The following is a 22,480-nucleotide window of genomic DNA, read 5'->3' as shown; positions in this document are numbered from 1 at the left end:
ACTACTCTCCGCGCAACTTTCTCCCTTGCTCGCGAATCTGTTCCAGCGTCGCGCCCGGCGTGCTCGCCTCTTGCGGCATGCGGATCTCGATCACCGCGGCGCGCTCTGCTTGCAGTGAACGCTGCAGCGCCGGCAGAAAATCTTCAGTGCGCTCGACAAGCTCACCATGCGCGCCGAACGAGCGAGCGAACGCTGCGAAGTCCGGATTGGTGAGCCCGGTGCCATGCACGCGATGCGGATAATGCCGTTCTTGGTGCATGCGGATCGTGCCGAACTGACTGTTATTCACGACGATGAAAAGCACGTGCAGATCGTATTGCATCGCGGTGGCAAGTTCCTGCGCGGCCATCATGAAGCAGCCGTCGCCGGCCAGAGCGACCACCGCACGCTGCGGATACAGCGACTTCGCGGCAATCGCTGCGGGCACGCCGTAACCCATCGCACCGCTCGTCGGCGCAAGTTGCGAGCGGTACTGGCGATACGAAAAGTGCCGATGCAGCCACGTCGCGTAGTTGCCGGCGCCGTTGGTGAGGATCGCGTCGTCGGGTAGATGCGCGCGCAACTGTTGGATGACTTCGCCCATTTGCACGTTGCCGGGAATGGGCCGAGGCTTGCGCCATTCGAGATACGCGCCATGCGCTTCTTGCGCCGCGCCGGCCCATGCGAGCGGACCTGCTGAAGGTTGCAAGCCCGCAAGCGCCGCCGCGAGTTCCGGCATGCCGGAGACGATCGGCAGATCGGCGGCATACACACGCCCCAGTTCCTCCGCGCCCTGATGCACGTGAACGAGCGTCTGCTTCGTCTTCGGAATGTCGAGCAGCGTGTAGCCGTTCGTCGTGGCCTCGCCCAGACGCGGTCCCAGCGCGAGCAACAGGTCGGCGTCGCGAATACGCTGCGCCAGCGCCGGATTGATGCCGAGGCCGACATCGCCCGCATAATTCGGGTGCTCGTTATCCAAAGTGTCCTGGAAGCGGAATGCGAGGCCGATCGGCAATTGCCAGTTTTCGACGAAGCGTTGCAGGTCCGCACACGCGGCGGCCGTCCAGCCGCTGCCGCCCGCGATCACCATGGGCCGCTGCGCGCGTTCGAGCAGCTCACGCAGCCGGTCGATCTGCGCGGCCGAGGGCGAGGCCGCCACGCGTTGATAAGCGGGCGCGCCCGGCACGGCGGCGCAAGCATCGCTCAGCACGTCTTCAGGCAAGGAAAGCACCACGGGCCCGGGCCGCCCCGAAGTCGCGGTATGAAACGCGTGGCTCAGATACTCGGGAATGCGCTTCGCATCGTCGATTTGCGCCACCCACTTTGCCATCTGCCCGAACATGCGCCGGTAGTCGATCTCCTGAAACGCTTCGCGGTCGAGATGCTCGCGCGCGCACTGGCCGATCAGCAGAATCATCGGCGTGGAGTCCTGGAACGCGGTGTGCACGCCGATGGACGCATGCGTCGCGCCGGGGCCGCGCGTGACGAGCGCCACGCCCGGGCGGCCGGTCAGTTTGCCGACCGCTTCTGCCATGTTGGCGGCCGCCGCTTCATGACGGCAGACGATTGTCTGAATGCGTCCGGTTTCATCGTGCAGCGAATCGAGCACCGCGAGAAAGCTTTCGCCGGGCACGCAGAAAACACGCTCGACACCGTGCGTGAGCAAAGCATCTACGACGAGGCGTGCGCCAGTCGTTTGGGCGACAGCGGATTCGGAAACGGGAGCATTCGGCAGCGACATCGCGATGGAGCCTCCAGGCTATGAGTGCATGAGTGCGGTGAGAGCAATGAATAGCCGGCTCGATAGCATGCCTGCTGACCGGCGCCCCGACAGCTTACGCCGACAGCGCGCGCAGTGTCACGGCGCAGCGCAATGCAATGTGAGTTCGCGCAAGGTGCTGGTGGTTGCGATGAGCAAACAAAAACGCGGGCCCGAGGGCCCGCGTTTGCCTGTTGCTGCACGTGGTCCGATAGATGTCCGGTTTAGCCGGACGAACCCCGGACAAACCCCGGACAAACACGGCGCAAACACCGGTCAGCATTCGACGATATTGACCGCCAGGCCGCCGCGCGACGTCTCCTTGTACTTCGTCTTCATATCCGCGCCGGTTTCGCGCATCGTCTTGATCACGGAATCGAGCGATACGTAATGGCTGCCGTCGCCGCGCAATGCCATGCGCGCCGCGTTGACCGCCTTCACCGACGCCATCGCATTACGCTCGATGCAGGGAATCTGCACCATGCCGCCAACCGGATCGCAGGTGAGCCCGAGGTTGTGCTCCATGCCGATCTCCGCTGCGTTTTCGACCTGCCTCGGCGTGCCGCCCATTACCGCCGCGAGCGCGCCCGCGGCCATGGAGCACGCGACGCCCACCTCGCCCTGACACCCCACTTCCGCGCCGGAAATCGAGGCGTTCAGCTTGTACAGAATGCCGATGGCTGCCGCCGTCATCAGGAAGTCGATCACGCCCTGCTCGTTCGCGCCGGGCATGAAGCGCGTGTAGTAATGCAGCACGGCCGGAATGATGCCGGCCGCGCCGTTGGTCGGCGCGGTGACGACGCGCCCGCCCGCGGCGTTTTCCTCATTGACGGCAATGGCGTACAGATTGATCCAGTCGACCATGGAAAGCGGATCACGTAGCGCGAGTTCCGGGTGGCCCGACAGCGCGCGGTACAACTGCGGCGCGCGGCGCTTGACCTGGAACGGGCCGGGCAAGTTGCCGTCCGCGTCCGGATTATTGATGCCGCAACCGCGCGCCACGCACGACTGCATCACGTCCCAGATTTTCAGCAGGCCCGCGCGTGTTTCCTCTTCCGTGTGCCACGCGCGTTCGTTGTCCCACATCAATTGCGCGATGCTTTTGCCGGTGGATTCGCACAGCGCGAGCAACTCGTTGCCGCTGCGAAAAGAATGCGGCAATTGATCCACGGCCGCGAGCACCCTGGTATTAGGCGCGCCGGCCGTCACCACGAAGCCGCCGCCCACGGATAGATACGTCGACTCGCGCAACGTCTCGCCTTGCGCGTCGAAAGCACGCAGCTTCAGGCCGTTCGGGTGTTCGGGCAGCGCCTGGCGATAGAACGCAATGTGTTCTTTCTGCGCGAACGGCACCTCATGCGTGCCGAGCAAGGCCAGCTTGCGCGTGCTGCGCACCGCTTCAAGGCGCTCGCCGATCGTGTCGGGGTTCACGGTGTCGGGTGCGTCGCCCATCAGGCCGAGCATCACGCCGCGGTCGGTGCCGTGGCCCTTGCCCGTCGCGCCGAGCGAGCCATACAGATCCACCTTGACGGACGCGGTATTCGCCAGCAGCCCGTCGCGTTCGAGCCCTTGCGCGAACATCAGCGCCGCGCGCATCGGCCCGACCGTATGCGAGCTTGACGGACCAATGCCGATTTTGAAGAGATCGAACACACTGACTGCCATTTACTGCTCCTGCTGATGATGTTGGTTTAGCGCGCCGTCATGGGCAAACACACGGCAAGCCATGCGGGCGGCGTTGCTGCGAGTTGCAGCGCGATTGGCGTGTAGCGCCCGTCGAGGCGCGCCGCGAGATGAAAGAGTTCCGCCGCGTTCTTCGGATCCCACTGACCGGAATAGCCGGGTAAGCCGGCTTCACGGCGTTTTGCGTCGAATGCCACGCTCGAATGCACGAATTCCTCATGCGTCTTGTTGCCGGACGCATAGGGTGCGAGCCAGTTGAGCGCGGCTTGCAGCGACGCGCCGTTCGCCCCTTTCTCTGGCAGCCAGTTGCGGTTGTGACGACGCGCCGCGAGCGCGGCCGTGACGAGCGGCTGCAGATCGTACGTGACGTAGTGCAGCGCGTCGCGTTCGGCGAAATCGATAGTCGAGCCGTCCGGCTCGATGTTGTCGCCGATATGCTCGACAAAGAGACGCTGCGCCGCGTTGATCATCTTGCGGTTATCGAGCGTGAACGCGGCCATTGCGATCAGTTTGATGCGGTGGCTTTGCCAGTTGTTGCGGTAATTGCCTTTGAGCGGGCGTGGCTGCTCGTCGATCTGCCCGATATAGCCGTTGGCGAGTTTCGTCAGAAACGCCATTGACGCATTGCGCGTTTTCACGGGCAGCGCGCTCGCGGTCATGTCGTACGCGAGGATCAAGCCTTCGAAATGCGTTTCGTCGATGGGATTGAAGCTCGGCTGATAGGTCGTGACCCACGCGTAAAGCAAGCGGTCGACGAGCTTCAGATAGCGGTCGTCGCTGGTGGCGCGCCAGGCGAGCGCGGCGTCGCGCAGCAGCGCGAGGTCCTTCTCCGCTTCCACGCTCTGATCGTAAATGCCTTCGTGCGGCAGCGTGCCTTCCGTATGCAGTTTGGCCTGCGCATGGGGCGGGTCGTTCAGATGCGCCTGCACATTGCTCACCAAAGCCTTCACGCCCGGATCGGCGTTCGTGCGCTCGCTGGTTTGCCACGCGGGGGCCGCACAGAAATTCATGGCGGCCTGCGCGTGCCGCAGCGGCAGCCAGGCCATAGCGCCGGCAATGAGCCATGCACAAGCCTGCCGCTGCCTACGGATTCGCGTTGCTTCGGCCGGGCCTTGCATCAATCGCACCTTTCGCACCATGCGGAACTCCTCGTTGGGCTGATTCGGTGTGAGATGTTAGCCGTTTGCGGCGTGAAGCGACAGAACCGCGCAGCGCCCGCCTCGCAGCAGTACGGACGATGCGCGGCAAAGCCAGCGCTTACTCGTAGTCGGCGACCGGCACGCAGGAGCAGAACAGATTGCGATCGCCATACGCGTTGTCCGCGCGGCCGACCGGCGGCCAGTACTTCTTCGCGATCAACGTGGGCAGCGGATACGCCGCGGTTTCGCGTGCATACGCATGTTTCCACTCGTCGGCGATCACGACTGCCGCGGTGTGCGGCGCGTGCTTCAGCGGGTTGTCCTCGCGGTCCGCGCGACCTTCTTCCACGTCGCGAATTTCCTGGCGGATCGCGATCATGGCTTCGATGAAACGGTCGAGTTCTTCCTTCGATTCCGATTCGGTCGGCTCGACCATCAGCGTGCCGGGCACCGGGAAGCTCATGGTCGGCGCGTGGAAGCCGTAGTCGGCGAGGCGCTTGGCGACGTCGTCGACGGTAATGCCGCTTGTTTCCTTGATGGGACGCAGGTCCAGAATGCATTCGTGCGCAACGAGGCCGCCGGGGCCGGAGTACAGCACCGGGTAATGCGGCGCCAGTTTCTTCGCTACGTAGTTTGCATTGAGGATCGCCGTTTCGGTCGCGGCCGTGAGGTTCCTGGCGCCCATCATCGCGATGTACATCCACGAAATCGGCAGGATCGACGCCGAGCCGTACGGTGCGCCGGACACCGCGCCGATGCCGTTCGGCGCGCGTTCATAGCCCGACGAAATCTGGTTGGGCAGGAACTGCGCGAGATGCGCGCCGACCGCGACCGGGCCGACGCCCGGTCCGCCGCCGCCGTGCGGAATGCAGAAGGTCTTGTGCAGGTTCAGGTGCGAGACGTCGCCGCCGAACTGGCCCGGCGCCGTCAAGCCGACCATGGCGTTCATGTTCGCGCCGTCCACATACACCTGGCCGCCGCGCGCATGCACGATCTCGCAGATTTCGCGCACGTTCGCCTCGAACACGCCGTGCGTGGACGGATACGTGATCATGATTGCCGCGAGTTTGTCCGCGTGCTGATCGGCCTTCTTCTTCAGGTCTTCAATGTCGACGTTGCCCTGCGCGTCGCAGGCCACCACGACAACCTGCATGCCGGCCATTTGCGCCGACGCCGGATTGGTGCCGTGCGCCGACGCGGGAATCAGGCACACGTTGCGATGCGCTTCGCCGCGCGACGCGTGATACGCGTGGATGATCAACAGGCCCGCGTACTCGCCTTGCGAGCCGGCGTTCGGCTGCAAGGACACGGCTGCATAGCCGGTAGCGGCGACCAGCATCGCTTCGAGCTGATCGATCATTTCCCGATAGCCAACGGTTTGCTCAGCCGGCGCGAACGGATGAATCTGGCCGAATTCCGGCCAGGTGACCGGCAGCATTTCCGAAGTCGCGTTCAGCTTCATCGTGCAGGAGCCGAGCGGAATCATCGAACGGTCGAGTGCGAGGTCCTTGTCGGAGAGGCTGCGCAAATAGCGCAGCATTTCCGTTTCGGAGTGGTGACGGTTGAACACGTGGTGCGTGAGATACGCGCTCGTGCGTTCGAGCGATTGAGGCACCGAGGCGGCGTTCGAAGCGGTCAAGGCTGCGTCGAGTGCATCGACTTGCGGCACTTCGCTCGCGCCGGCGGCTTGCGCGAACACCGCGAGCAGATCGGCGAGATCGCCGCGTGTGGTGGTTTCGTCGATCGACACGCCGACTCGCGTAGCGCTCACACGGCGCAGATTGATGCGCTTCGCTTTGGCCGCGTCGTGCAGCGCTTCGGTGCGCGCGCCGCTTTCGAACGTGAGCGTGTCGAAGAACGTTTCGTTGACGAGCGGGTAGCCGAGCTGCCTTGCGCCCTGCGCGAGCAAAGCGGCGATGCGGTTCACGCGCAGCGCAATGGTCTTCAGTCCGCGCGGGCCGTGATAGACCGCGTACATGCTGGCCATGATGGCAAGCAGCGCCTGCGCCGTACACACGTTCGACGTGGCCTTCTCGCGACGGATATGCTGTTCGCGCGTTTGCAGCGCGAGACGCAGCGCGGGGTTGCCTTGCGCGTCGACCGTCACGCCGACCAGACGGCCCGGCATCTGACGCTTGAATTCGTCGCGCACCGCGAGGTAAGCCGCATGCGGGCCGCCGAAACCGACCGGCACGCCAAAGCGCTGGGTATTGCCCACGGCCACGTCCGCGCCCCATTCGCCGGGCGGCGTGAGCACGGTCAGCGCGAGCAGGTCGGCGGCGACTACCACGTGGCCGCCGGCTGTGTGGATCGCTTCGGTGAGCGCGCGGTAGTCGCGCACGTCGCCGTTCACGCCCGGATACTGCAGCAGCACGCCGAACGCGTTGGCGTTCGCGGCTTCGTCTGCCGGGCCCACTTTCACTTCAATGCCGACCGGCGTGGCGCGCGTTTTCACCACTTCTATGGTTTGCGGCAGCACGTCGTCGGCCACGTAGAACACGTTCGACTTCGGCTTGCCGACGCGCTGCAGCAGCGTCATGGCTTCGGCCGCGGCGGTCGCCTCGTCGAGCAGCGAGGCGTTCGAAATGGCGAGGCCCGTCAGATCCACCACCATCTGCTGGAAGTTCAGCAGCGCTTCCAGTCGGCCTTGCGAGATTTCCGGCTGATACGGCGTGTAGGCCGTGTACCACGCCGGATTTTCGAGCACGTTACGCAGAATCACCGTCGGCGTGTGCGCGTTGTAATAGCCTTGGCCGATGTAGGAGCGGAACACCTGATTCTTGTCCGCGAGTTCGCGCAATGCGGCGAGCGCTTCCGCTTCGCTCTTTGGCTGCGCGAAGGGACCGAGCGGCAGCGGCTCGGTGCGGCGGATCGTCTGCGGAATGACGGCGTCGATCAACGCGGCGCGCGACGCGAAGCCGAGTGCTTCGAGCATGGCCTGCTGGTCGGCCGAATCCGGGCCGATGTGCCGTTCGGCGAAGGCGTCATGCACTTCGAGCGCGGCAAGCGAGAGAGGAGTGCGGTTCATCAGACGATCCGGGTGTTCGAGCTTCATGGTGTTCCTGGCGGTGCGGCTGTCCTTGTGCGAAGGGCGCGCCGCACCTGACGGTTAGACGAGATAAGACTCAGCGACAGATCGCTCAGGCGCCGATGGACTTCGTGTACGCGTCGGCGTCGATCAGGCGATCTTGCGTGGCGCCGGCAGCCGGCTTGATCTTGAAGAGCCAGCTTTCGTACGGGGTGCTGTTGACCGAATCCGGCGAGTCTGCGACGGCGCTGTTCGCCTCGATGACTTCGCCCGAGACCGGCGCGTAAATGTCCGAAGCGGCTTTGACCGACTCGATCACAGCGACCGTGTCGCCGGCCGTCACGGTTTTGCCCAGTTGCTGGACTTCGAAGAAGACGATGTCGCCGAGCGCTTCCTGCGCGTGGTCGGTAATGCCGACCGTCAGCGTGCCGTCCGCTTCGGTGCGGACCCACTCGTGCGATTCGGTGTATTTCAGATCGGCCGGGATGCTCATCGGATGCTCCTATGCGGTGTGATTCGGTAATGGCTAATAAAGGGACGTGCGTGGTATTGCCCGCAGCGGCTCAAACCGCCGCGAGCACTTTCCCGTTGCGCACGAACGGCAGTTTTACCACGCTTGCAGGAACGGACTTGTCGCGAATCTGCACGTGGACGGTATCGCCCGGCTGCACGCCCTTCGGCACGCGCGCGAAGGCGATGGATTCCTGCATCGTGGGGGAGAAAGTGCCGCTGGTGATTTCGCCTTCGCCGTGCGGCGTGACGACCTTCTGATGCGCGCGCAGCACGCCCGCGGCCTTGCCGTTTTCCTTGCGCAAGATCAGGCCGACGAAGGCAGCCTTGGAGCCGTCGACTTCCAGCCTGCTCTTGCCGACGAATTCGCGCGGCGAAGCCAGGTCGACGGTCCACGCGAGACCGGCGTCGAGCGGCGAGATGTTGTCGTCCATGTCCTGGCCGTACAGGTTCATGCCGGCCTCGAGGCGCAGCGTGTCGCGCGCGCCAAGTCCGGCCGGGCGCACGCCTTGCGCTTGCAACGCATTCCACAGCGCGACCACGTGATCTGCCGGCACGATGATCTCAAAGCCGTCTTCGCCGGTGTAACCGGTGCGGGCGACGGTCAGTTCGCCGAACGGGGTGCCTTCGACGCGCGCCGCGTTGAACGGCTTGAGCGCCTCGGTGGCGGCGCGCGTGGCGGGCACCGTTTGCCAGAACTTCTCACGCGCGTTCGGCCCCTGCACGGCGACAATCGCGAGATCGCGGCGCGGCGTGATGGTCAGGCCGAAGCCGCCTTCGTTCAACTGATTGAACCACGCGATGTCTTTGTCGGCGGTGCCGGCGTTCACCACCACGCGGAAATGCTGCTCGCCGAAGTAATAGACGATCAGATCATCGATCACGCCGCCTTCCGGATTCAGCAGGCACGAGTACAGCGCGCGGCCCGGCGTTTGCAGCTTGGCGACGTTGTTGGCCAGCGCGTATTCGAAGAAGGCACGCACGCGCTCGCCGGTGAAGTCGACGACGCACATGTGCGAGACGTCGAACATGCCCGCGTCGGTGCGCACCGCGCGGTGTTCGTCGATTTGCGAGCCGTAGTTGACGGGCATGTCCCAGCCGCCGAAATCGACCATGCGGGCATTGAGCGCACGATGGGTGGCGTTGAGCGGGGTGTGTTTGAGTTCGGTCATGGGGCCTCGGGCGTCTCGCGAAACAAAAAAGGCCATGCGGCGCCGCGCCTCGCGCCTTGTGGCTGCGAGCGTGGTGCTGCATGGCCCCTCTGTCCTCGATACCTGAGAGATTGCGCTGCCGTGGCGATGACTCGCCGCGGTTGAACGCGCGCCCCTTCGGTGGGCAGCTTGCCGGGTCTGCGCGCCGTATGCGGTGCATGCGGTGCAGACGGCTACTGCCGCTCTCCAGAGTGCGAAAAACGGCGCCTAGGTGTTGCCAGGTGCTGCGTGACTGATACTTTGGCGGAGTTCTTCGACGCGTTCGGTCCTTTTGCCTGAGAGTTTGCGGGTGTGCCCCTTCGGCGGCGCGGCCTGCGAATTTCAGCGGCCAGCGCGCTCTCCCGACGCGTGCGGCGAATTTACGCGAGGCCCGGGGGCTTGTCAAATAAAGGTCTGATCCGGCGACGTCTGGCCCTGCGTCGTCATTCCCCGATTGCGCGCGCCGCGCCGTCCAATTCCTCGTTGAGCACGCGCTGTTCGTCGGCGGACAGGCCGCCGCCGTGGTTGGCGGCCATGTCGTGCGCTTCGCGACGGATTACATCGAGCCGGTGATGCAGATCGCCGCCCTGCGGGGGCGGGTAATAGCCGAGGCTCACGCGCCTGTCGATACGGCGGCTCAGATTGTCGATGCGGCCGTCGACCTGGCGCAGGCGTTTGTCGGCAATCTGCTGAGGGCTCGGACGCGGTGCCGGCTCGGGCTGAGGCGCAAGCGCGCAGGCGGCGAGCGAACTAAGCAACGCGCAGGCGGCGAGCGCGCGGATGGTACGTGGCATGGACTCTCCGTGAAGTCGTTGTCGCTTTGGTTGTCGTTTTCGTTGTGCGGTGCTACACGCGTACCAACGGATCACTGCTGGATCGCGCTGACTTTGGAAGCTCGCGACTTTGTAACGTTATATTGCTTTCGGGCTTGTCAGCTTGCGCCTGGCGGGGCCGCCGCGAGGTTCCGCGACAGGCGCCCGCCATGCCGCATTTAGCGGATACGCTGGAACGGCAGGCGCAAGCCTTCGTCCGAGCTGCGTGCCGCGAGTTCGATGACGGTCATCACGTCGACGGCGTCCTGCGACGTCACCGGGAACTTCGCGCCATGTTGAATCGTGTCGGCAAGGGCAATGTAGAAGTTCACATATTCGCCGTTGCGGGTGGGCAGTTCGCGTTCCACTTCGCGGCCGCCGTCGAGTACGCGCAGCGTGCCTGCCGCATTGCCCGCGGCGAAACCTTCGTCGCCCGGACGCAGGCCCGCTTTCAACTGGTCTTCCTGGGTGTCGAGTCCGTACTTGACGTAACTGCCACGCGTGCCGTGAATGACGAAGCGCGGCGCGACGATTGCGGTCAGCGCGCTCGCATGCAGCACCACTTCGAATTCGCCGTAGCCAAGCTGGATGTGCACGTAGTCGGGTGCGCTTGCCTGGTCGCGATGCGTGCGCACAGTTGCGGCCACGGTCTGCGGCGCCCCGAACAGCGCGAGCGCCTGGTCGATCAGATGCGGGCCGAGGTCGAACAGCAGGCCGCCGCCGCGCGACGCTTCCTCGCGCCAACGCTGGCGCACTTCGGGCCGGAAGCGGTCGAAATGCGACTCATAGTGCGTGATCCGCCCCAACTCGCCGCTTGCGAGCAGGTCGCGCACGGTCAGAAAGTCGCCGTCCCAGCGACGGTTGTGAAACGGCACGAACAGCTTGCCGCGCGCCAGTGCAATGTTGGCAAGCGTGTGCGCGTCGGCGGCGCTCAATGTGACCGGCTTGTCGACCACCACGTGCTTGCCCGCTTCCAGCGTGCGGCGCGCGAGGTCGAAGTGGGTGTCGTTGGGCGTGGCGATCACCACGCAGTCGATTTCGTCGAGCGCAAGCAGCGCGTCGAGGTCGGCGACGACCTTCGCGTGCGGATAGTCGGCGAGCGCGGCTTCCGGGCGGCCCGTGGCGATGGCCGCGACTCTCGCGCGGCCGCAGTGCTCGATTACCGGCGCATGAAAGGTCGCGCCTGCGAACCCGTAACCCATCAATCCAATTTTCAGCGATGCGGACATGCGTGTCTTCCTGCAAAAACGGCGCGCCGCTTTGCCACCGCGGCGGCGGCGCGCTACGCCGTCATTGTGGCATGGCGCGAATAGCGATTGCGCGAGAGGGGCGCTCAGGCGCTTTTGCGGCGCCAGCCGGCCGGTGACGAAGCGGTCCGGCAGCGGTCCGGAAGCGGTCCGAAAGCGGTCCGCCCGACTCGACGGCGCGAATTCATGCGCGGTTTTCATCCGTGATAGCATCGCTCCTCTCGCGCAAAACGGCGCGTGCCGCAGCGTCTTCGCAGCCGCATTTCAACCGCAACACCCATCCACACAAGATGTCCGCAGGCCTGAATCCCGCTCAAAGTGAAGCGGTCCGTTATCTCGACGGGCCGTGTCTCGTGCTCGCCGGCGCAGGCAGCGGCAAGACGCGCGTCATTACGCAGAAAATCGCGCATCTGATCGAGGCGAAAGGCTTCGAGCCGCGCCACATCGCGGCTGTTACGTTCACCAACAAGGCCGCGGCCGAAATGCGAGAGCGCGTGGGCAAGCTGCTGGAAGGCAAGACCCTCACCACGCCCGGCAAGGAAGGCCGCAAGGTGCCCGTCAATCAGTTGACGGTCTGCACGTTCCACTCGCTCGGCGTGCAGATTCTGCGGCAGGAAGCGGAGCACGTCGGCCTGAAGCCGCAGTTCTCGATCATGGATTCCGACGACTGCTTCGGCATGATCCAGGAGCAGGTCGGCTCGACCGACAAGGGCTTTATCCGCAAGATCCAGTCGATCATTTCGCTGTGGAAAAACGGGCTCATCATGCCCGAAGAGGCCATTGCGATTGCCGCGAACGAGGACGAGCACCAGGCCGCGATCGTCTATCGCAACTATGTGGCGACGCTGCACGCATACCAGGCGGTGGATTTCGACGATCTGATCCGTCTGCCCGCGGAGCTCTTCGCGAAGAACGAACAGGTGCGCGAGCGCTGGCAAAACAAGTTGCGTTATCTGCTGATCGACGAGTATCAGGACACCAACGCGTGCCAGTACGAGTTGCTCAAACTGCTGGCCGGGCCGCGTGCGGCATTCACGGCGGTGGGCGACGACGACCAGGCCATCTACGGCTGGCGCGGCGCGACGCTCGAAAATCTCGCGCAGCTCGGCAAGGATTTTCCGAAGCTGCACGTGATCAAGCTCGAGCAGAACTATCGTTCGACGGTGCGCATTCTCACGGCCGCGAACAACGTGATTGCCAATAATCCAAAGCTGTTCGAAAAGAAGCTGTGGTCCGAGCACGGCATGGGCGATTCGATCACCGTGACTGCCTGCAACGACGAAGAGCACGAAGCCGAGTCCGTGGTGTTCCGGCTGTCCGCGCATAAATTCGAGCGGCGCGCGAACTTCCGCGATTACGCGATTCTTTATCGCGGCAATTTCCAGGCGCGCATTTTCGAGCAGGTGTTGCGCCGCGAGCGGATTCCGTACGTGCTGTCCGGCGGACAATCGTTCTTCGACAAGGCCGAGATCAAGGACATCTGCGCGTATCTGCGTCTGATTGCTAACGCCAACGACGATCCCGCGTTCATTCGCGCGATCACCACGCCGCGCCGCGGCGTCGGCAATACGACGCTCGAGGCGCTCGGCTCGTTCGCGGGGCAGGCGAAGGTGTCGCTATTCGAGGCCGTGTATATGGGCGGCATCGAGGCGCGCCTGTCGCCACGGCAGATCGAACCGATGCGCGTGTTTTGCGACTTCATGCAGCGCCTGACCGAGCGCGCCGAAAAAGATGCGGCGGGCACGCTACTCGACGAGCTGATGGACGCGATTCACTACGAAGCGTACCTGTACGACGCATTCGACGAACGTCAGGCGCAGGCGAAGTGGCAGAACGTGCTGGAGTTCATCGAATGGCTCAAGCGCAAGGGTACCAAGGCGGAGCCGGAAGACGCGACGGGCGGCGGCGACGGCGAGGCCACCGGTTATGACACGGCGGACGGTCTTGCCGATACGGGCAAGAACCTGCTCGGTCTGATTCAGACGGTTGCGCTGATGTCCATGCTGGAGGGCCGCGAAGAAGATCCCGACGCCGTCAGGCTTTCGACCGTGCACGCGTCGAAGGGCCTCGAGTATCCGCATGTGTTTCTGGTGGGCGTCGAGGAAGGCATCATGCCGCATCGCGGCGGCGCGGACGACGAACCTGTCGACGACGCGCGCATCGAGGAAGAGCGCCGCCTCATGTACGTGGCGATTACGCGTGCGCAGCGCAGCCTGCATCTGAACTGGTGCAAGAAGAGAAAGCGCGCGCGGGAAACGGTGGTGTGCGAGCCGTCGCGGTTTATCCCTGAAATGCTGCTGGACGATGCGCCGCCTCCTACGGCGGAAGAAGCGCCAATGTCGCCGAAAGACCGGCTCGCGAGTTTGAAAGCGCTGTTGCAGAAGCCGTGAGCGGTGTGGGCGGGGCGCGCGAGTTTGCAAAACCCCGTTGGCGTTGGGTGCGCCGAGGGTTATCAAAAATCCCTGCCCGCATGACGGCGGCACAGGGATTCGTGTGGGCGGCAAGCGCCGCCACTATCTTTGCGCAAGCTGAGCGCGCGCGTTATTTCACGGCGCTGACCATGTAATCCACGGCAGCTTTCACGTCCGCATCCGACGCGTTCGAGCCGCCTTTGGGCGGCATCGCGCCCTTGCCGTGCAGTGCATAGTTGTAGACCGTGTCCATCGGCTCTTTCAGACGCGGCGCCCATGCTTCCTTGTCGCCGAACTTCGGTGCGTTGAGCACGCCGGCCGCGTGACATGCCTGGCAGACCTGCTGATACAAAGCCTTGCCCGCTTGCGATGCGTCGGCGCTTTGCGTCGCGCCCGACGCCGGAGCAGCAGCGGCTTGCGGAACGCTGGCCATGGCGGCCATTGCCGCGGCCGCTTGCGCCGCACCTGCGTCGGAAGCGCCGCCAGCGCCGGCTGTTGCAGCCGATGCGCCAGCCGCCGCCGATGCAGCCGCCGCGCCCGATGCCGGCTGTGCCGGTTCAGGGAAGCTTGCCCCCGAATTGTTCGCCATGTACGCAACCGCGCGGGCGATTTCAAAGTCGCTGTAATCGTCCGGGCTCGTGCCGCCGCGCGGGGGCATGGCGCCTTTGCCTGCCAGCGCCGTGTGCAACAGCGTGTCGAAGCCTTGCGAAATGCGCGGCGCCCAGTCGGCGGTGTTGGTGAACTTCGGCGCGCCCGCGGCGCCCGACGCGTGACAGGCCGAACAGACCGCCTTGTAGACTTCCTCGCCGGTCTTGTAGACGCGCGGCGCGTTCGCGTCGCGAATCTCGACCTGGGCGATCGGCTTGATGCGCGCGGTGACTTCGGCTTCGGAGAGACTGTCGGTGCCGGCGCCGGTGCGTGTCGAATTGTCGACGTAGTAGGCCAGCAGCACGATGATAATGATCGGCACAGCAAACCCGGCGATGACCGCGGCGACGAGCTGTCCTGGGGTTTTGATCGGGGCTCCGTGTGGTGCTTCGCTCATGCTTGTCTCGTCTCCGTGGGTATGTGAGCGGTACAGCGCGACGGCAACTTCTTGTTCTTGATCAGCCACGGACGATTATAGACGCAAGCTTTCGACGGCGGCGAGAGGCGCGGCGAGCTGTTCAGCAGGCGTTTACCCGCATCGTGCGAAGTGAAGCGGGTGGGTCGGAAAGACGTGTTCAAGCGCTCGCAAGAGCCGGAAAAGGGCTCCGGAGGCCGTGCGGTGGACGGTATGGCGGAAACCGGGTATGCTTTCGGTCTCGCTTTGGCGCCGCACCCGCTCGGGTCGCCGCGCTGTCAAGTCGAAGCGCCCGTAGCTCAATGGATAGAGTACTGCCCTCCGAAGGCAGGGGTTGCTGGTTCGATCCCAGCCGGGCGCGCCATACTGGATATGGTTTTCAGGCCATTTCGCTTCCGCTTAAAGGCTCCGCCCTCCCTACGTAGGGCAGGGGTAGGGCAGATCACGCATCCTAGCTGTCCTTGGCCGGGAGCCTGTCTCCGTCGATGTGGTAGTCAGCACGCCCTGCTTTTTGTAGTGCGTTATTGAACTGTCGGGCGAGCTGGGCATTTTTCTTAAAATGCAAGGGACGGTCTGCGGTCTGATCCAATGCTGTGCAGAGATGTCCGTGAATTGTTTCTATTTCGGACGAAACGTCGGGTGCAGTTTTATAGTAATCGTTGGCGCTAAAATCCGCAAAAACGTCGATATAAGCGGGACCGTCCTCAGCGCGCTTAATGTGAGTGTTCAGAAAGGCCGTTAATTTACTGTCCGGCATCAAATCGCACTTTCGTCGGATATGCTCTCGGACCGAATTTTCCAGGATGATCCGCGGACCGTCCGCGTGGGTCGATTCGAACACGTAGGCGGCGACAAAGGCGGGGCCGAAGACCATCGGGGGACCAGCGTTCGAGGAGGAAGAGCCATCTTCGTGGTAGAGCAACCCCTTCGCGATGCCTCCGCGACTAAGAAACCCAGCCATCAGCAGCTGTCGAGAGATCTTAAAAACAATATAGACAAGCAGCCCGATTTCTCGAATGTCCGGCTTGACTGAAATAACAACACAGTCCGAGAAGGAATTGATCCTTTCCTCGAAGTCGCGAGACGTCATTTCAAGGCCGACTTCTTTCGCGAAGTTATCGGCCCAGTCGTCATTGCTTACGGTTAATGCGTAATGAATTCTTCGGACCAACTCAGCATTTGTAGCGGACTTTGTGATTATGTCCTTGAATCCAAGAACGTCGACAAACGCTACCACACGTTGCTCGTATTTAACGTGCTTCGGAGCATCAGCCACGAAACCCGCTTCGCTCGGCGGCGCGTCCGTTGCGGCGGGTGGTGCGACAACTCGAATGTCGGAAACGCTAAGGCCCTCTTCAAGAGGGCCTTTTTTTTGTTCTGGCACGTCGGGCACTGCGCCCCCTAGCGAAATTAGTGCTTGATCAACGACTTAAAGTATTTTTCGATGCTTTCGTCTTGAATCTCGTCGGCATTTGCCTTCCACGCCTTGTCCCATGGGCCACCAGAGGTATGGGACATAGTGACAAGTTGCGGGCCGGTGTAGCGATCGTAAAGTTCGAGAACTTTGTCGACAATTTGGCTCGATGTCTGATCCAGCGCGACAGCCTCTCCTTGCACAATAGGATGCTCTGGAGGAATGGGATTGGACGAGAACACCTTCAGCTTGTGATACACGCTCGGCAGAACCGGGCCAAACTTCCATGCCGCGAATTGTTCGCCGCCAACCAACGGATGGCCGGTCAAAGCCAAGTGCCATCCGTGGCAAAAATAGGCGAGCTTTTGGACCGAGAGATTAGTAAGCAAACGGCCCCTCGCCCCCGAGCGGCGAATTATCTCGCCGGCGAGCTGCAATGCCGAAACCGTCATGTCTTTCTCCGTCATGCCGCATTGTGCGGCGCATGTAACTACTGTATGCCTGTACAGTAGTTCTATCAAGTTTACTTTGCTACTACCACGACGGGCGCCCCATAAACCCCATGGGGCGCCCGTCGTGGTGAACGGAGGGTAGCAGGCTCTGTTTGCGCTGTCAAGACTAGGCGGCATTCCTAGTCTCGAACCGATCATTTCCGTAAACGGCTCGCTTCTCAGAACCTTTAACATCTCTTAGCGAATTAACCGGTTTCTGATGCCGCTATTAGCGCCAAAACCTTTGCCAGTGTTGGAGGCAACTATCCACTAGGTGTTAAAGGGCTTTAACAAAATCTGAAAAAGGGAAAATTTTCTGTCCGTGCGGGAACGGTCGGTCTAGGCGGCCGGGGCGGCCAGACTTTTCTATGCCCCGGCCGTCAGCGCCTTACGCGGCCGCTGAGGCGACGCCTTCAATAACGGTGATCGCTTGCGGGTAGTACGCGACCACGTCGACGCGGGCGTGACACAGGAAGCCTATCTCACCGGTCTTTGCATACGCCTCGCGCAGCACGCCGATGTTCAGGCGTTCGCGCATCACGTATTGCACCGTGCTGAAGTTACCAACAAAGACCAGGCTCTTGTTGGTGCCGGTGCCAAGGTTGGTGGGCACGCCGTTGGTGGACAACTGGCGGACAGTCGACAGCAAAGGCGGAGCGTTGAGCGGTTGCCCCGTCGTATCCACCATGCCAGCCAAGCCCGTCAGCGTGCGCGGAGCCATGATTGCCGCCGTAGGCGCCGGCGCCTTGTGCTCGAGCTGGGTCCGATATGCGGCCAGCATGTCGGCATACCCGAACGTCGCGCCGATCTGCTCAATCTTCGTCACAGCTTCCATGCCGTAAAGGCCAAGCGGTTCAGGCGCGGTGCCTGAGCCAACAAGGCCGACGCGATCCAACTCCAAGGCAAACGCCTGGGAGATTGCCTGAGTCACGGCCCGCGAGATGTCGGTCGAATCGGCCAGCAGCTCACGCGAGAAGCGCACGATGCAGGCCAGCGAGCGCGGCGTCGCCACGATGGGCCGCAACGTTGGATCGGTCTCAGCGATCGCGCCCAACTCATTCCGCCACGCGGGAACCGGAAGTGTGTCGATGCCGGCCGTCGTGAAGCTCTTGCCGCCTTCGCCGACAGGGATAATGCTCGCGCCAGCCGACAGCAACGCACTCTGATCGACCAGTGCGTCCAGAATCGTCGGCATCACGACATTCGGCACAGAAAAGCCGCCTGCGGTGTCGGTGCCGACAGCGAGCGACGCCTTCACGCCCTCGGTCGTCTTCATGCCGGCCACGCCACGCATGAAATCGCCCATCGTGATCCCGGTATCTTCGTCCGCCGCCTTGGCTGCCTGCTTGTAATGCGCTGCGATCTCAGCCGCGCGCATACCCGGCGCCGCATAAATCGGCTGTTGTTCAGTGCGCGCCGCCGCGCCGCCGCCGTTCATCTGCTGCGCCGCTGCAGCGATGGCAAGACCGTCCATTGCTTCGCGAAGCTCGGCGACTTCGCCTTGATGCTTTTCCTTGAAGGCCGCGAAAGCGCCTGTCATTGCTTCGAGTGCCGCGCGGACGTCGTTCGGGTTGCCGCCTTCAGCGCGAACAGACTGGATGCCGCGCGCGATCGGTTTTTGGGTAAACGAGTGCATGTGATGCCTCACAAAAAAGGGAATTGGGGAGTTTCGTCACGGCTCGCCCAGCAGCGCTCGGCTTTGCTGTTCGGTGTGGTTACTGCAGCGCGGGGCATGCAGCCTTATCCAGGAACGTCCTCAAGTTGAGGATGGCCCGCAGGTAGCGCACGGCATACATGCGGGTGTTCTGTCAAGCCAAATCGTACAGGACTACTCAGTGGTTTACAACGCCTGTCTCGGTGTGCATGAGATTTACAGCCTGGCCGGTCGCGTCCACTATTGAGATGTTGACCTCGAACAGGCCGGCAGTGGATAGGCCAGTCTCGATCTTGAACATACCGCCAGCTTTCGCGACTACTGCAACGTCACTGTACTGCTGCGGGTCTTCGGCCTTCAGTTGCTCAAGCCCGGCTTGCAGCAGACCGCGTGCCGCCGTCAGATATTGGCCGAGAAGTTCCGTGGTACTGGTGCTCATGAGATTCCCCTTAGAAGACGCCATAGAAAACGTAACCGGTGAGCGGATGCGGGTTGTTCATGCCCGCCGTCGAGCTGTATGTCCAACTGATACCGCTGGAGTTGATGGTGAAGATCGGCGGCGGCGTCTGGTTGTCGATGTGCGCGAACAGGAAATCCGGTTGAAATGAGTAGAACGGCGTGCCGTCCGACAGGTCAATCGCGCGTGCGTCGGCAAATCCATCTACACGCGCCATCCCTTTCATGCGGCCGATTCGATGCGTACCGTCCAGCATCAGCACGCCATCCTGATTCCAGATTTGCAGGCCAGCGGTCATCGGTCGAACCTCCAGGTACGCTTGTCGGCAGCATCGCGCGCCGCCGCTTCGGCGTTCGCTTCCGTCAATCTCTCTTTGAAGTGGGCAATGTTCGGCAGCAAGTCGCTCACCGGGCCGCGAATCGCGCGAGTCAGCACGTCTTCGCGGTGCTCCTCCGGCCACGCTTCTAGGTCGGCCAAGTGTTCGATGATCCAGACCAACTCGACGCGCAGCACGCGGATGTTGTCGGCGGTGAGGTATGGCCCCCATGGTAGATAGAACCCACCATCCTCCGACTGCAAGGCGCCGTCGCATTCCTGCTGCTCCGCTGCTAGCAGATAAGCGCGAATCTCGTCACGGTGCGGCGCCAGCGCCGGACGTAGTGCTTCCTGCGCCTCGACCGGACCGCGCATCTTGACCTTGCCATTGCGCACGTACAGTTGGACGCCAGCAGCGAGTGCCTTCTCGATAAGAGCGGGAATGTTCACAGATCGCCCCCGTCGTCGGCTTCGGCATCAACTCCGCAGTGGCTTTCGCGCTGCGGAGTTGATTGCGGAGTTGAATCCCTTGCCGGGCTTGGGTTTGCGGGCAAGTCCGCAAGACCGCAAAGGTTTTGGGACGCTGCGGAGTTGCTCCTCTGTTGCGGAGTTGAACCAGCGACTCCGGCGACTCCCGAAACTGACTGCGGAGTTGCGGACTTGCCCTGAAAGCCTTGCAGGACAAGGTTCTCAACTCCGCAGTCCACTTTGCGGACTTGATTTTCTTGCGGACTTGAAACCAGATGCAATTGCGGAGTTGAATCTCCGTGCTTTATCTCGTAGTGGTCCCAAATCCAGCCCCACGCGTTGCCGTGCTTCACTGCGCGAATCTTGTTTCCGGCGGCGACTTCGGCAGCCTTGGCGGCTTCTACCATTCGCCAGCTCACGCCTTCGGCTTGCGCTGCTGCCTTCATCTCTTTCGTGCTCATGAACGGGGTGAGCCATTCATAGATCATGCAACGCGCTCGTTCGAATTTCGATTCGCGGTCGTCATGCTGCTCGCCTTCGTTGTCGTCTGCCTCCAGCTCACGCAGGATTTCTTTCGCGGAGCCGTCGAGCGGTTCGCCCCACGCGATGCGGCTGGATGCCAACCCGTCTTGCGCATCGAGTGTCTCGATTGCGTATTCAAAGCCGCCGGTGTCGCCGGCAATGTTGCACTTTGACTTGGCGAAGATGCGGCGGTCTGACGACTCGTCCTTGCCTGCAATCAGGATCATCCGCGCCGCGGCGCCGAACGCCTGCGAGCCGAGAATGCGCTCGGTAGGTGATGAGCCTTTCGAGCCTTTGCTGAAGTGCGTGATGCCTAGAATTGCGCAGCCGTGCGCTGCGCCAATGTCGATCAGCGGCTGCAGTGACTTGCGCACGTCGCCGCTCTTGTGAGAGTCACCATTGACCACACTGATAACTGGATCGACCACCAGCAGACTTGCACCGCCCATCTGTTCGATTCGCTCGGCGAGGATAGGAACGTCACGGCTCGGGTCAAACGGTTGCAGTTCGCCGATCTCGTCGGTCACGGACTCCACGAAGAAAACTCGCCTCAGGTCGGCGCCGGCAGCAATGAGCCGAGGAACCAGCGTATCCGCAAGGCCGTCCTCGCCGGTCCAGATGAGGATGTTCCCGGGCGCTTTGCAGTGCGTGCCGTCCGGCCACTCCGCGCCCTTCGAGATAGCCGCCGACAAAGAAATGGCGATGGTTGTTTTGCCGCAGCCCGGTTGACCGGCGAGGATCGAGAGCTTCCCGGCTGGGAGCCATCCCGGCCACAGCCAATGGATCGGCTCTGGAACGATGTCGGCGGCGCAAGACAGGTTGACCGTGGGCGGCGTTCGCTTCTTCGAGCTAGCGACACCACCGGGCGCGGTGGCGGCCTCGATGCAACTGCGCAGCGCGGCATGTCCGTCGAGCGCGGCCAGGTCGTTGAAATCCGTGGCACCGTCTGGCCGACTCGGACCGAAGTCCGGCACGGCGAGCAACGCGCCGACCGCGCGCGCGGCCTCCGTGGCCTTCGTCATGCCCGGATTGCCCGCCGTCTCGGTGTCGTCGTCGGCACAGATCACGATGCGCACGCGCGGATACTTCGCCCGCCATGCCTTCGCGACGTTCAGCAGGTTGCCGGCGTTCATCGCTGCGGCCACCGGATAGCCGGTCGCCTCGTGCAGACTGCACGCCGTCGCGAAGCCTTCGGCGATCAGCAGCGGTGTACTGGCGTTCGGCTTGGCGCCGGCCGTCACCGCCGCAAAGCATCCGCTGATGCGCCCGCCAGTCTGGAACGTCTTGCTTCCATCGGCCTGAATGTACTGAGCCGAATGGTGGGCGCCGTCCACGTCCTGAATCCTGATGACGAGCTGCTCGCGCAGCTGCTTCGCGCCGTAGGGCTTGATTTTCTTCGCGCGGATATAGGCGTGGTCGGCGTGAACCTTCCCGGCCTTCTCCCACAGTTCCCGCGCCTTGTCGGCGGCTTCTGCCTGGGTGCGCTCATGCTGCGCCGCTGCGTCCCTCGCTTCCTGCGCGCGCGCCGCTCGCCGCCGGGCGCTCTCGGCTGGATCGATCGGCTTGAGCGGCTCGCTCTCTGTGTAGCCGTGGGCGATAGCTTCCTTGAACAGCGTGGCAATCGTGATGCCACCTGCCTTGAACGAGCGCCAGACAGCGCGTGTATCGCTCTCGCTGTAGGCGTCGCTGGTTTGCGACCAGCTATCCCAAAGATCGAAGCCGCCTTCGCCGAGTTCTGCCTTGACCGCCATGCCTATCTGCACCCAGGTATCGCGACTATCGGCCGGAATGTGGCTCAGCGCCGCACGAATGCGGCCTTCTTCGGTCTGCACTGTCATGCGTCACCTCGTGAGGACTGCTTAGCGCTGGAAAGACGACGAGACTTGATGCGCGCTTTTTTAGGGGGGCCGATGGGGTCGCCGTCTTCGTCGGTTCTCTGGATGGTCCAACCCGGTTCGCCTTCGTACAGGCTCCGGTCGCGAATCTCTGCATAGGCTTCCGCCAGTGTGCGGCACGGCGGGAAATAGAGAAGGCCGCACGGTGCAATGATCGCGAATCCGGCAAACGACACAGGTTCGCGCCGCGCAGCGGGAGTGTGATGGGCTGCGTTAGCCATGGCTGCGGCCCTCCGCGCGAGCCAGCGTCGCGAGGGCGGCGAGAGCCGTTGCGAGGGTGTCGATGGCGTCGTTGGGCCGATCTGACAGGGCCGCGTCGCGCAGGGCGCGATTGATAATCTGGATAGGGGATTCGGTTTGCTCAGGACGAGCGAGGGCTTGACGCATATACGGCCTCCAACGTTGGTGCTGTCTCTTCTACACATCTCCGAGCACACGAGACC

Annotated in this window: 19 protein-coding genes, 1 tRNA gene and 2 riboswitches; of the genes, 2 read left to right on the top strand and 18 right to left on the bottom strand. The window is 63.1% G+C overall.

Features of this window, described 5'->3' with window-relative positions; all coding sequences use genetic code 11:
- Position 1 precedes the first annotated feature (1 nt).
- The 8 genes from JNB89_RS28990 to JNB89_RS28955 form a co-directional block, all read right to left on the bottom strand.
- Positions 2-1,720, bottom strand: a complete 1,719-nt coding sequence (locus JNB89_RS28990; RefSeq protein ID WP_220364476.1) for a thiamine pyrophosphate-binding protein — start codon at positions 1,718-1,720, stop codon at positions 2-4.
- 294 nt (positions 1,721-2,014) lie between these two features.
- Positions 2,015-3,403 carry an L-serine ammonia-lyase gene (locus JNB89_RS28985; protein WP_220364475.1) on the bottom strand — a complete coding sequence of 463 codons (1,389 nt, stop codon included), beginning with the start codon at positions 3,401-3,403 and terminating at the stop codon, positions 2,015-2,017.
- 26 nt (positions 3,404-3,429) lie between these two features.
- Positions 3,430-4,560, bottom strand: coding sequence for an alginate lyase family protein (locus tag JNB89_RS28980; RefSeq protein WP_013340915.1), 1,131 nt, complete (start codon positions 4,558-4,560; stop codon positions 3,430-3,432).
- A 118-nt stretch (positions 4,561-4,678) separates the two neighbouring features.
- Positions 4,679-7,615, bottom strand: coding sequence for an aminomethyl-transferring glycine dehydrogenase (gcvP, locus tag JNB89_RS28975; RefSeq protein WP_220364474.1), 2,937 nt, complete (start codon positions 7,613-7,615; stop codon positions 4,679-4,681).
- Between the two features lie 85 nt (positions 7,616-7,700).
- Complete coding sequence (gene gcvH, locus JNB89_RS28970) at positions 7,701-8,081, bottom strand: glycine cleavage system protein GcvH (RefSeq protein ID WP_013340913.1); 381 nt, start codon at positions 8,079-8,081, stop codon at positions 7,701-7,703.
- A gap of 70 nt (positions 8,082-8,151) precedes the next feature.
- Complete coding sequence (gcvT, locus tag JNB89_RS28965; protein ID WP_220364473.1) at positions 8,152-9,270, bottom strand: glycine cleavage system aminomethyltransferase GcvT; 1,119 nt, start codon at positions 9,268-9,270, stop codon at positions 8,152-8,154.
- 79 nt (positions 9,271-9,349) lie between these two features.
- A riboswitch (glycine riboswitch) is annotated at positions 9,350-9,509 on the bottom strand.
- Positions 9,510-9,562: 53 nt separating this feature from the next.
- Positions 9,563-9,662: riboswitch (glycine riboswitch) on the bottom strand.
- Positions 9,663-9,731: 69 nt separating this feature from the next.
- Positions 9,732-10,082 carry a hypothetical protein gene (locus tag JNB89_RS28960; RefSeq protein WP_135892590.1) on the bottom strand — a complete coding sequence of 117 codons (351 nt, stop codon included), beginning with the start codon at positions 10,080-10,082 and terminating at the stop codon, positions 9,732-9,734.
- A 197-nt stretch (positions 10,083-10,279) separates the two neighbouring features.
- Positions 10,280-11,329, bottom strand: coding sequence for an oxidoreductase (locus JNB89_RS28955; RefSeq protein ID WP_220364472.1), 1,050 nt, complete (start codon positions 11,327-11,329; stop codon positions 10,280-10,282).
- A gap of 308 nt (positions 11,330-11,637) precedes the next feature.
- Here JNB89_RS28955 and JNB89_RS28950 point away from each other — a divergent pair, with 308 nt between their 5' ends.
- Positions 11,638-13,737 carry a UvrD-helicase domain-containing protein gene (locus tag JNB89_RS28950; RefSeq protein WP_220364471.1) on the top strand — a complete coding sequence of 700 codons (2,100 nt, stop codon included), beginning with the start codon at positions 11,638-11,640 and terminating at the stop codon, positions 13,735-13,737.
- 151 nt (positions 13,738-13,888) lie between these two features.
- Here JNB89_RS28950 and JNB89_RS28945 read toward each other — a convergent pair whose 3' ends face one another.
- Positions 13,889-14,803 (bottom strand): c-type cytochrome, encoded by a 915-nt coding sequence (locus tag JNB89_RS28945; protein ID WP_220364470.1) that lies wholly within the window; start codon positions 14,801-14,803, stop codon positions 13,889-13,891.
- A 306-nt stretch (positions 14,804-15,109) separates the two neighbouring features.
- Between JNB89_RS28945 and JNB89_RS28940 the strand changes: the two genes are divergently transcribed.
- Positions 15,110-15,185, top strand: a tRNA-Arg gene (locus tag JNB89_RS28940).
- Positions 15,186-15,272: 87 nt separating this feature from the next.
- Here the strand turns inward: JNB89_RS28940 and JNB89_RS28935 are convergent.
- The 9 genes from JNB89_RS28935 to JNB89_RS28895 all read right to left on the bottom strand — a co-directional run bounded on the left by JNB89_RS28935 (position 15,273) and on the right by JNB89_RS28895 (position 22,424).
- The gene (locus tag JNB89_RS28935; protein WP_223216888.1) at positions 15,273-16,205 is read right to left on the bottom strand and encodes a hypothetical protein; all 933 of its coding nucleotides are present in this window, start codon (positions 16,203-16,205) and stop codon (positions 15,273-15,275) included.
- Between the two features lie 26 nt (positions 16,206-16,231).
- Entirely contained in the window at positions 16,232-16,687 is a 456-nt protein-coding gene (locus JNB89_RS28930) for a Panacea domain-containing protein (RefSeq protein WP_220364469.1), read from the bottom strand.
- A gap of 427 nt (positions 16,688-17,114) precedes the next feature.
- Entirely contained in the window at positions 17,115-18,362 is a 1,248-nt protein-coding gene (locus JNB89_RS28925; protein WP_220364468.1) for a phage major capsid protein, read from the bottom strand.
- 196 nt (positions 18,363-18,558) lie between these two features.
- Positions 18,559-18,819, bottom strand: a complete 261-nt coding sequence (locus JNB89_RS28920) for a hypothetical protein (protein ID WP_220364467.1) — start codon at positions 18,817-18,819, stop codon at positions 18,559-18,561.
- 10 nt (positions 18,820-18,829) lie between these two features.
- Entirely contained in the window at positions 18,830-19,135 is a 306-nt protein-coding gene (locus JNB89_RS28915; protein WP_220364466.1) for a hypothetical protein, read from the bottom strand.
- Complete coding sequence (locus JNB89_RS28910; RefSeq protein ID WP_220364465.1) at positions 19,132-19,602, bottom strand: hypothetical protein; 471 nt, start codon at positions 19,600-19,602, stop codon at positions 19,132-19,134. Before JNB89_RS28910 ends, JNB89_RS28915 begins: the two co-directional genes overlap by 4 nt.
- Positions 19,599-21,980, bottom strand: a complete 2,382-nt coding sequence (locus tag JNB89_RS28905; protein WP_220364464.1) for an AAA family ATPase — start codon at positions 21,978-21,980, stop codon at positions 19,599-19,601. Before JNB89_RS28905 ends, JNB89_RS28910 begins: the two co-directional genes overlap by 4 nt.
- Positions 21,977-22,258 (bottom strand): hypothetical protein, encoded by a 282-nt coding sequence (locus tag JNB89_RS28900; RefSeq protein ID WP_220364463.1) that lies wholly within the window; start codon positions 22,256-22,258, stop codon positions 21,977-21,979. The genes JNB89_RS28905 and JNB89_RS28900 overlap by 4 nt, the downstream gene beginning before the upstream one ends.
- Positions 22,251-22,424 carry a hypothetical protein gene (locus JNB89_RS28895; RefSeq protein WP_220364462.1) on the bottom strand — a complete coding sequence of 58 codons (174 nt, stop codon included), beginning with the start codon at positions 22,422-22,424 and terminating at the stop codon, positions 22,251-22,253. The genes JNB89_RS28900 and JNB89_RS28895 overlap by 8 nt, the downstream gene beginning before the upstream one ends.
- Positions 22,425-22,480: the final 56 nt, after the last annotated feature.

It is taken from the genome of Paraburkholderia phenoliruptrix (assembly GCF_019511605.1).
Lineage (GTDB): Bacteria > Pseudomonadota > Gammaproteobacteria > Burkholderiales > Burkholderiaceae > Paraburkholderia > Paraburkholderia phenoliruptrix_A.
The sequence above is the reverse complement of the archived record's forward strand: the minus strand, read 5'-3'. Positions and strand labels throughout refer to the sequence as shown.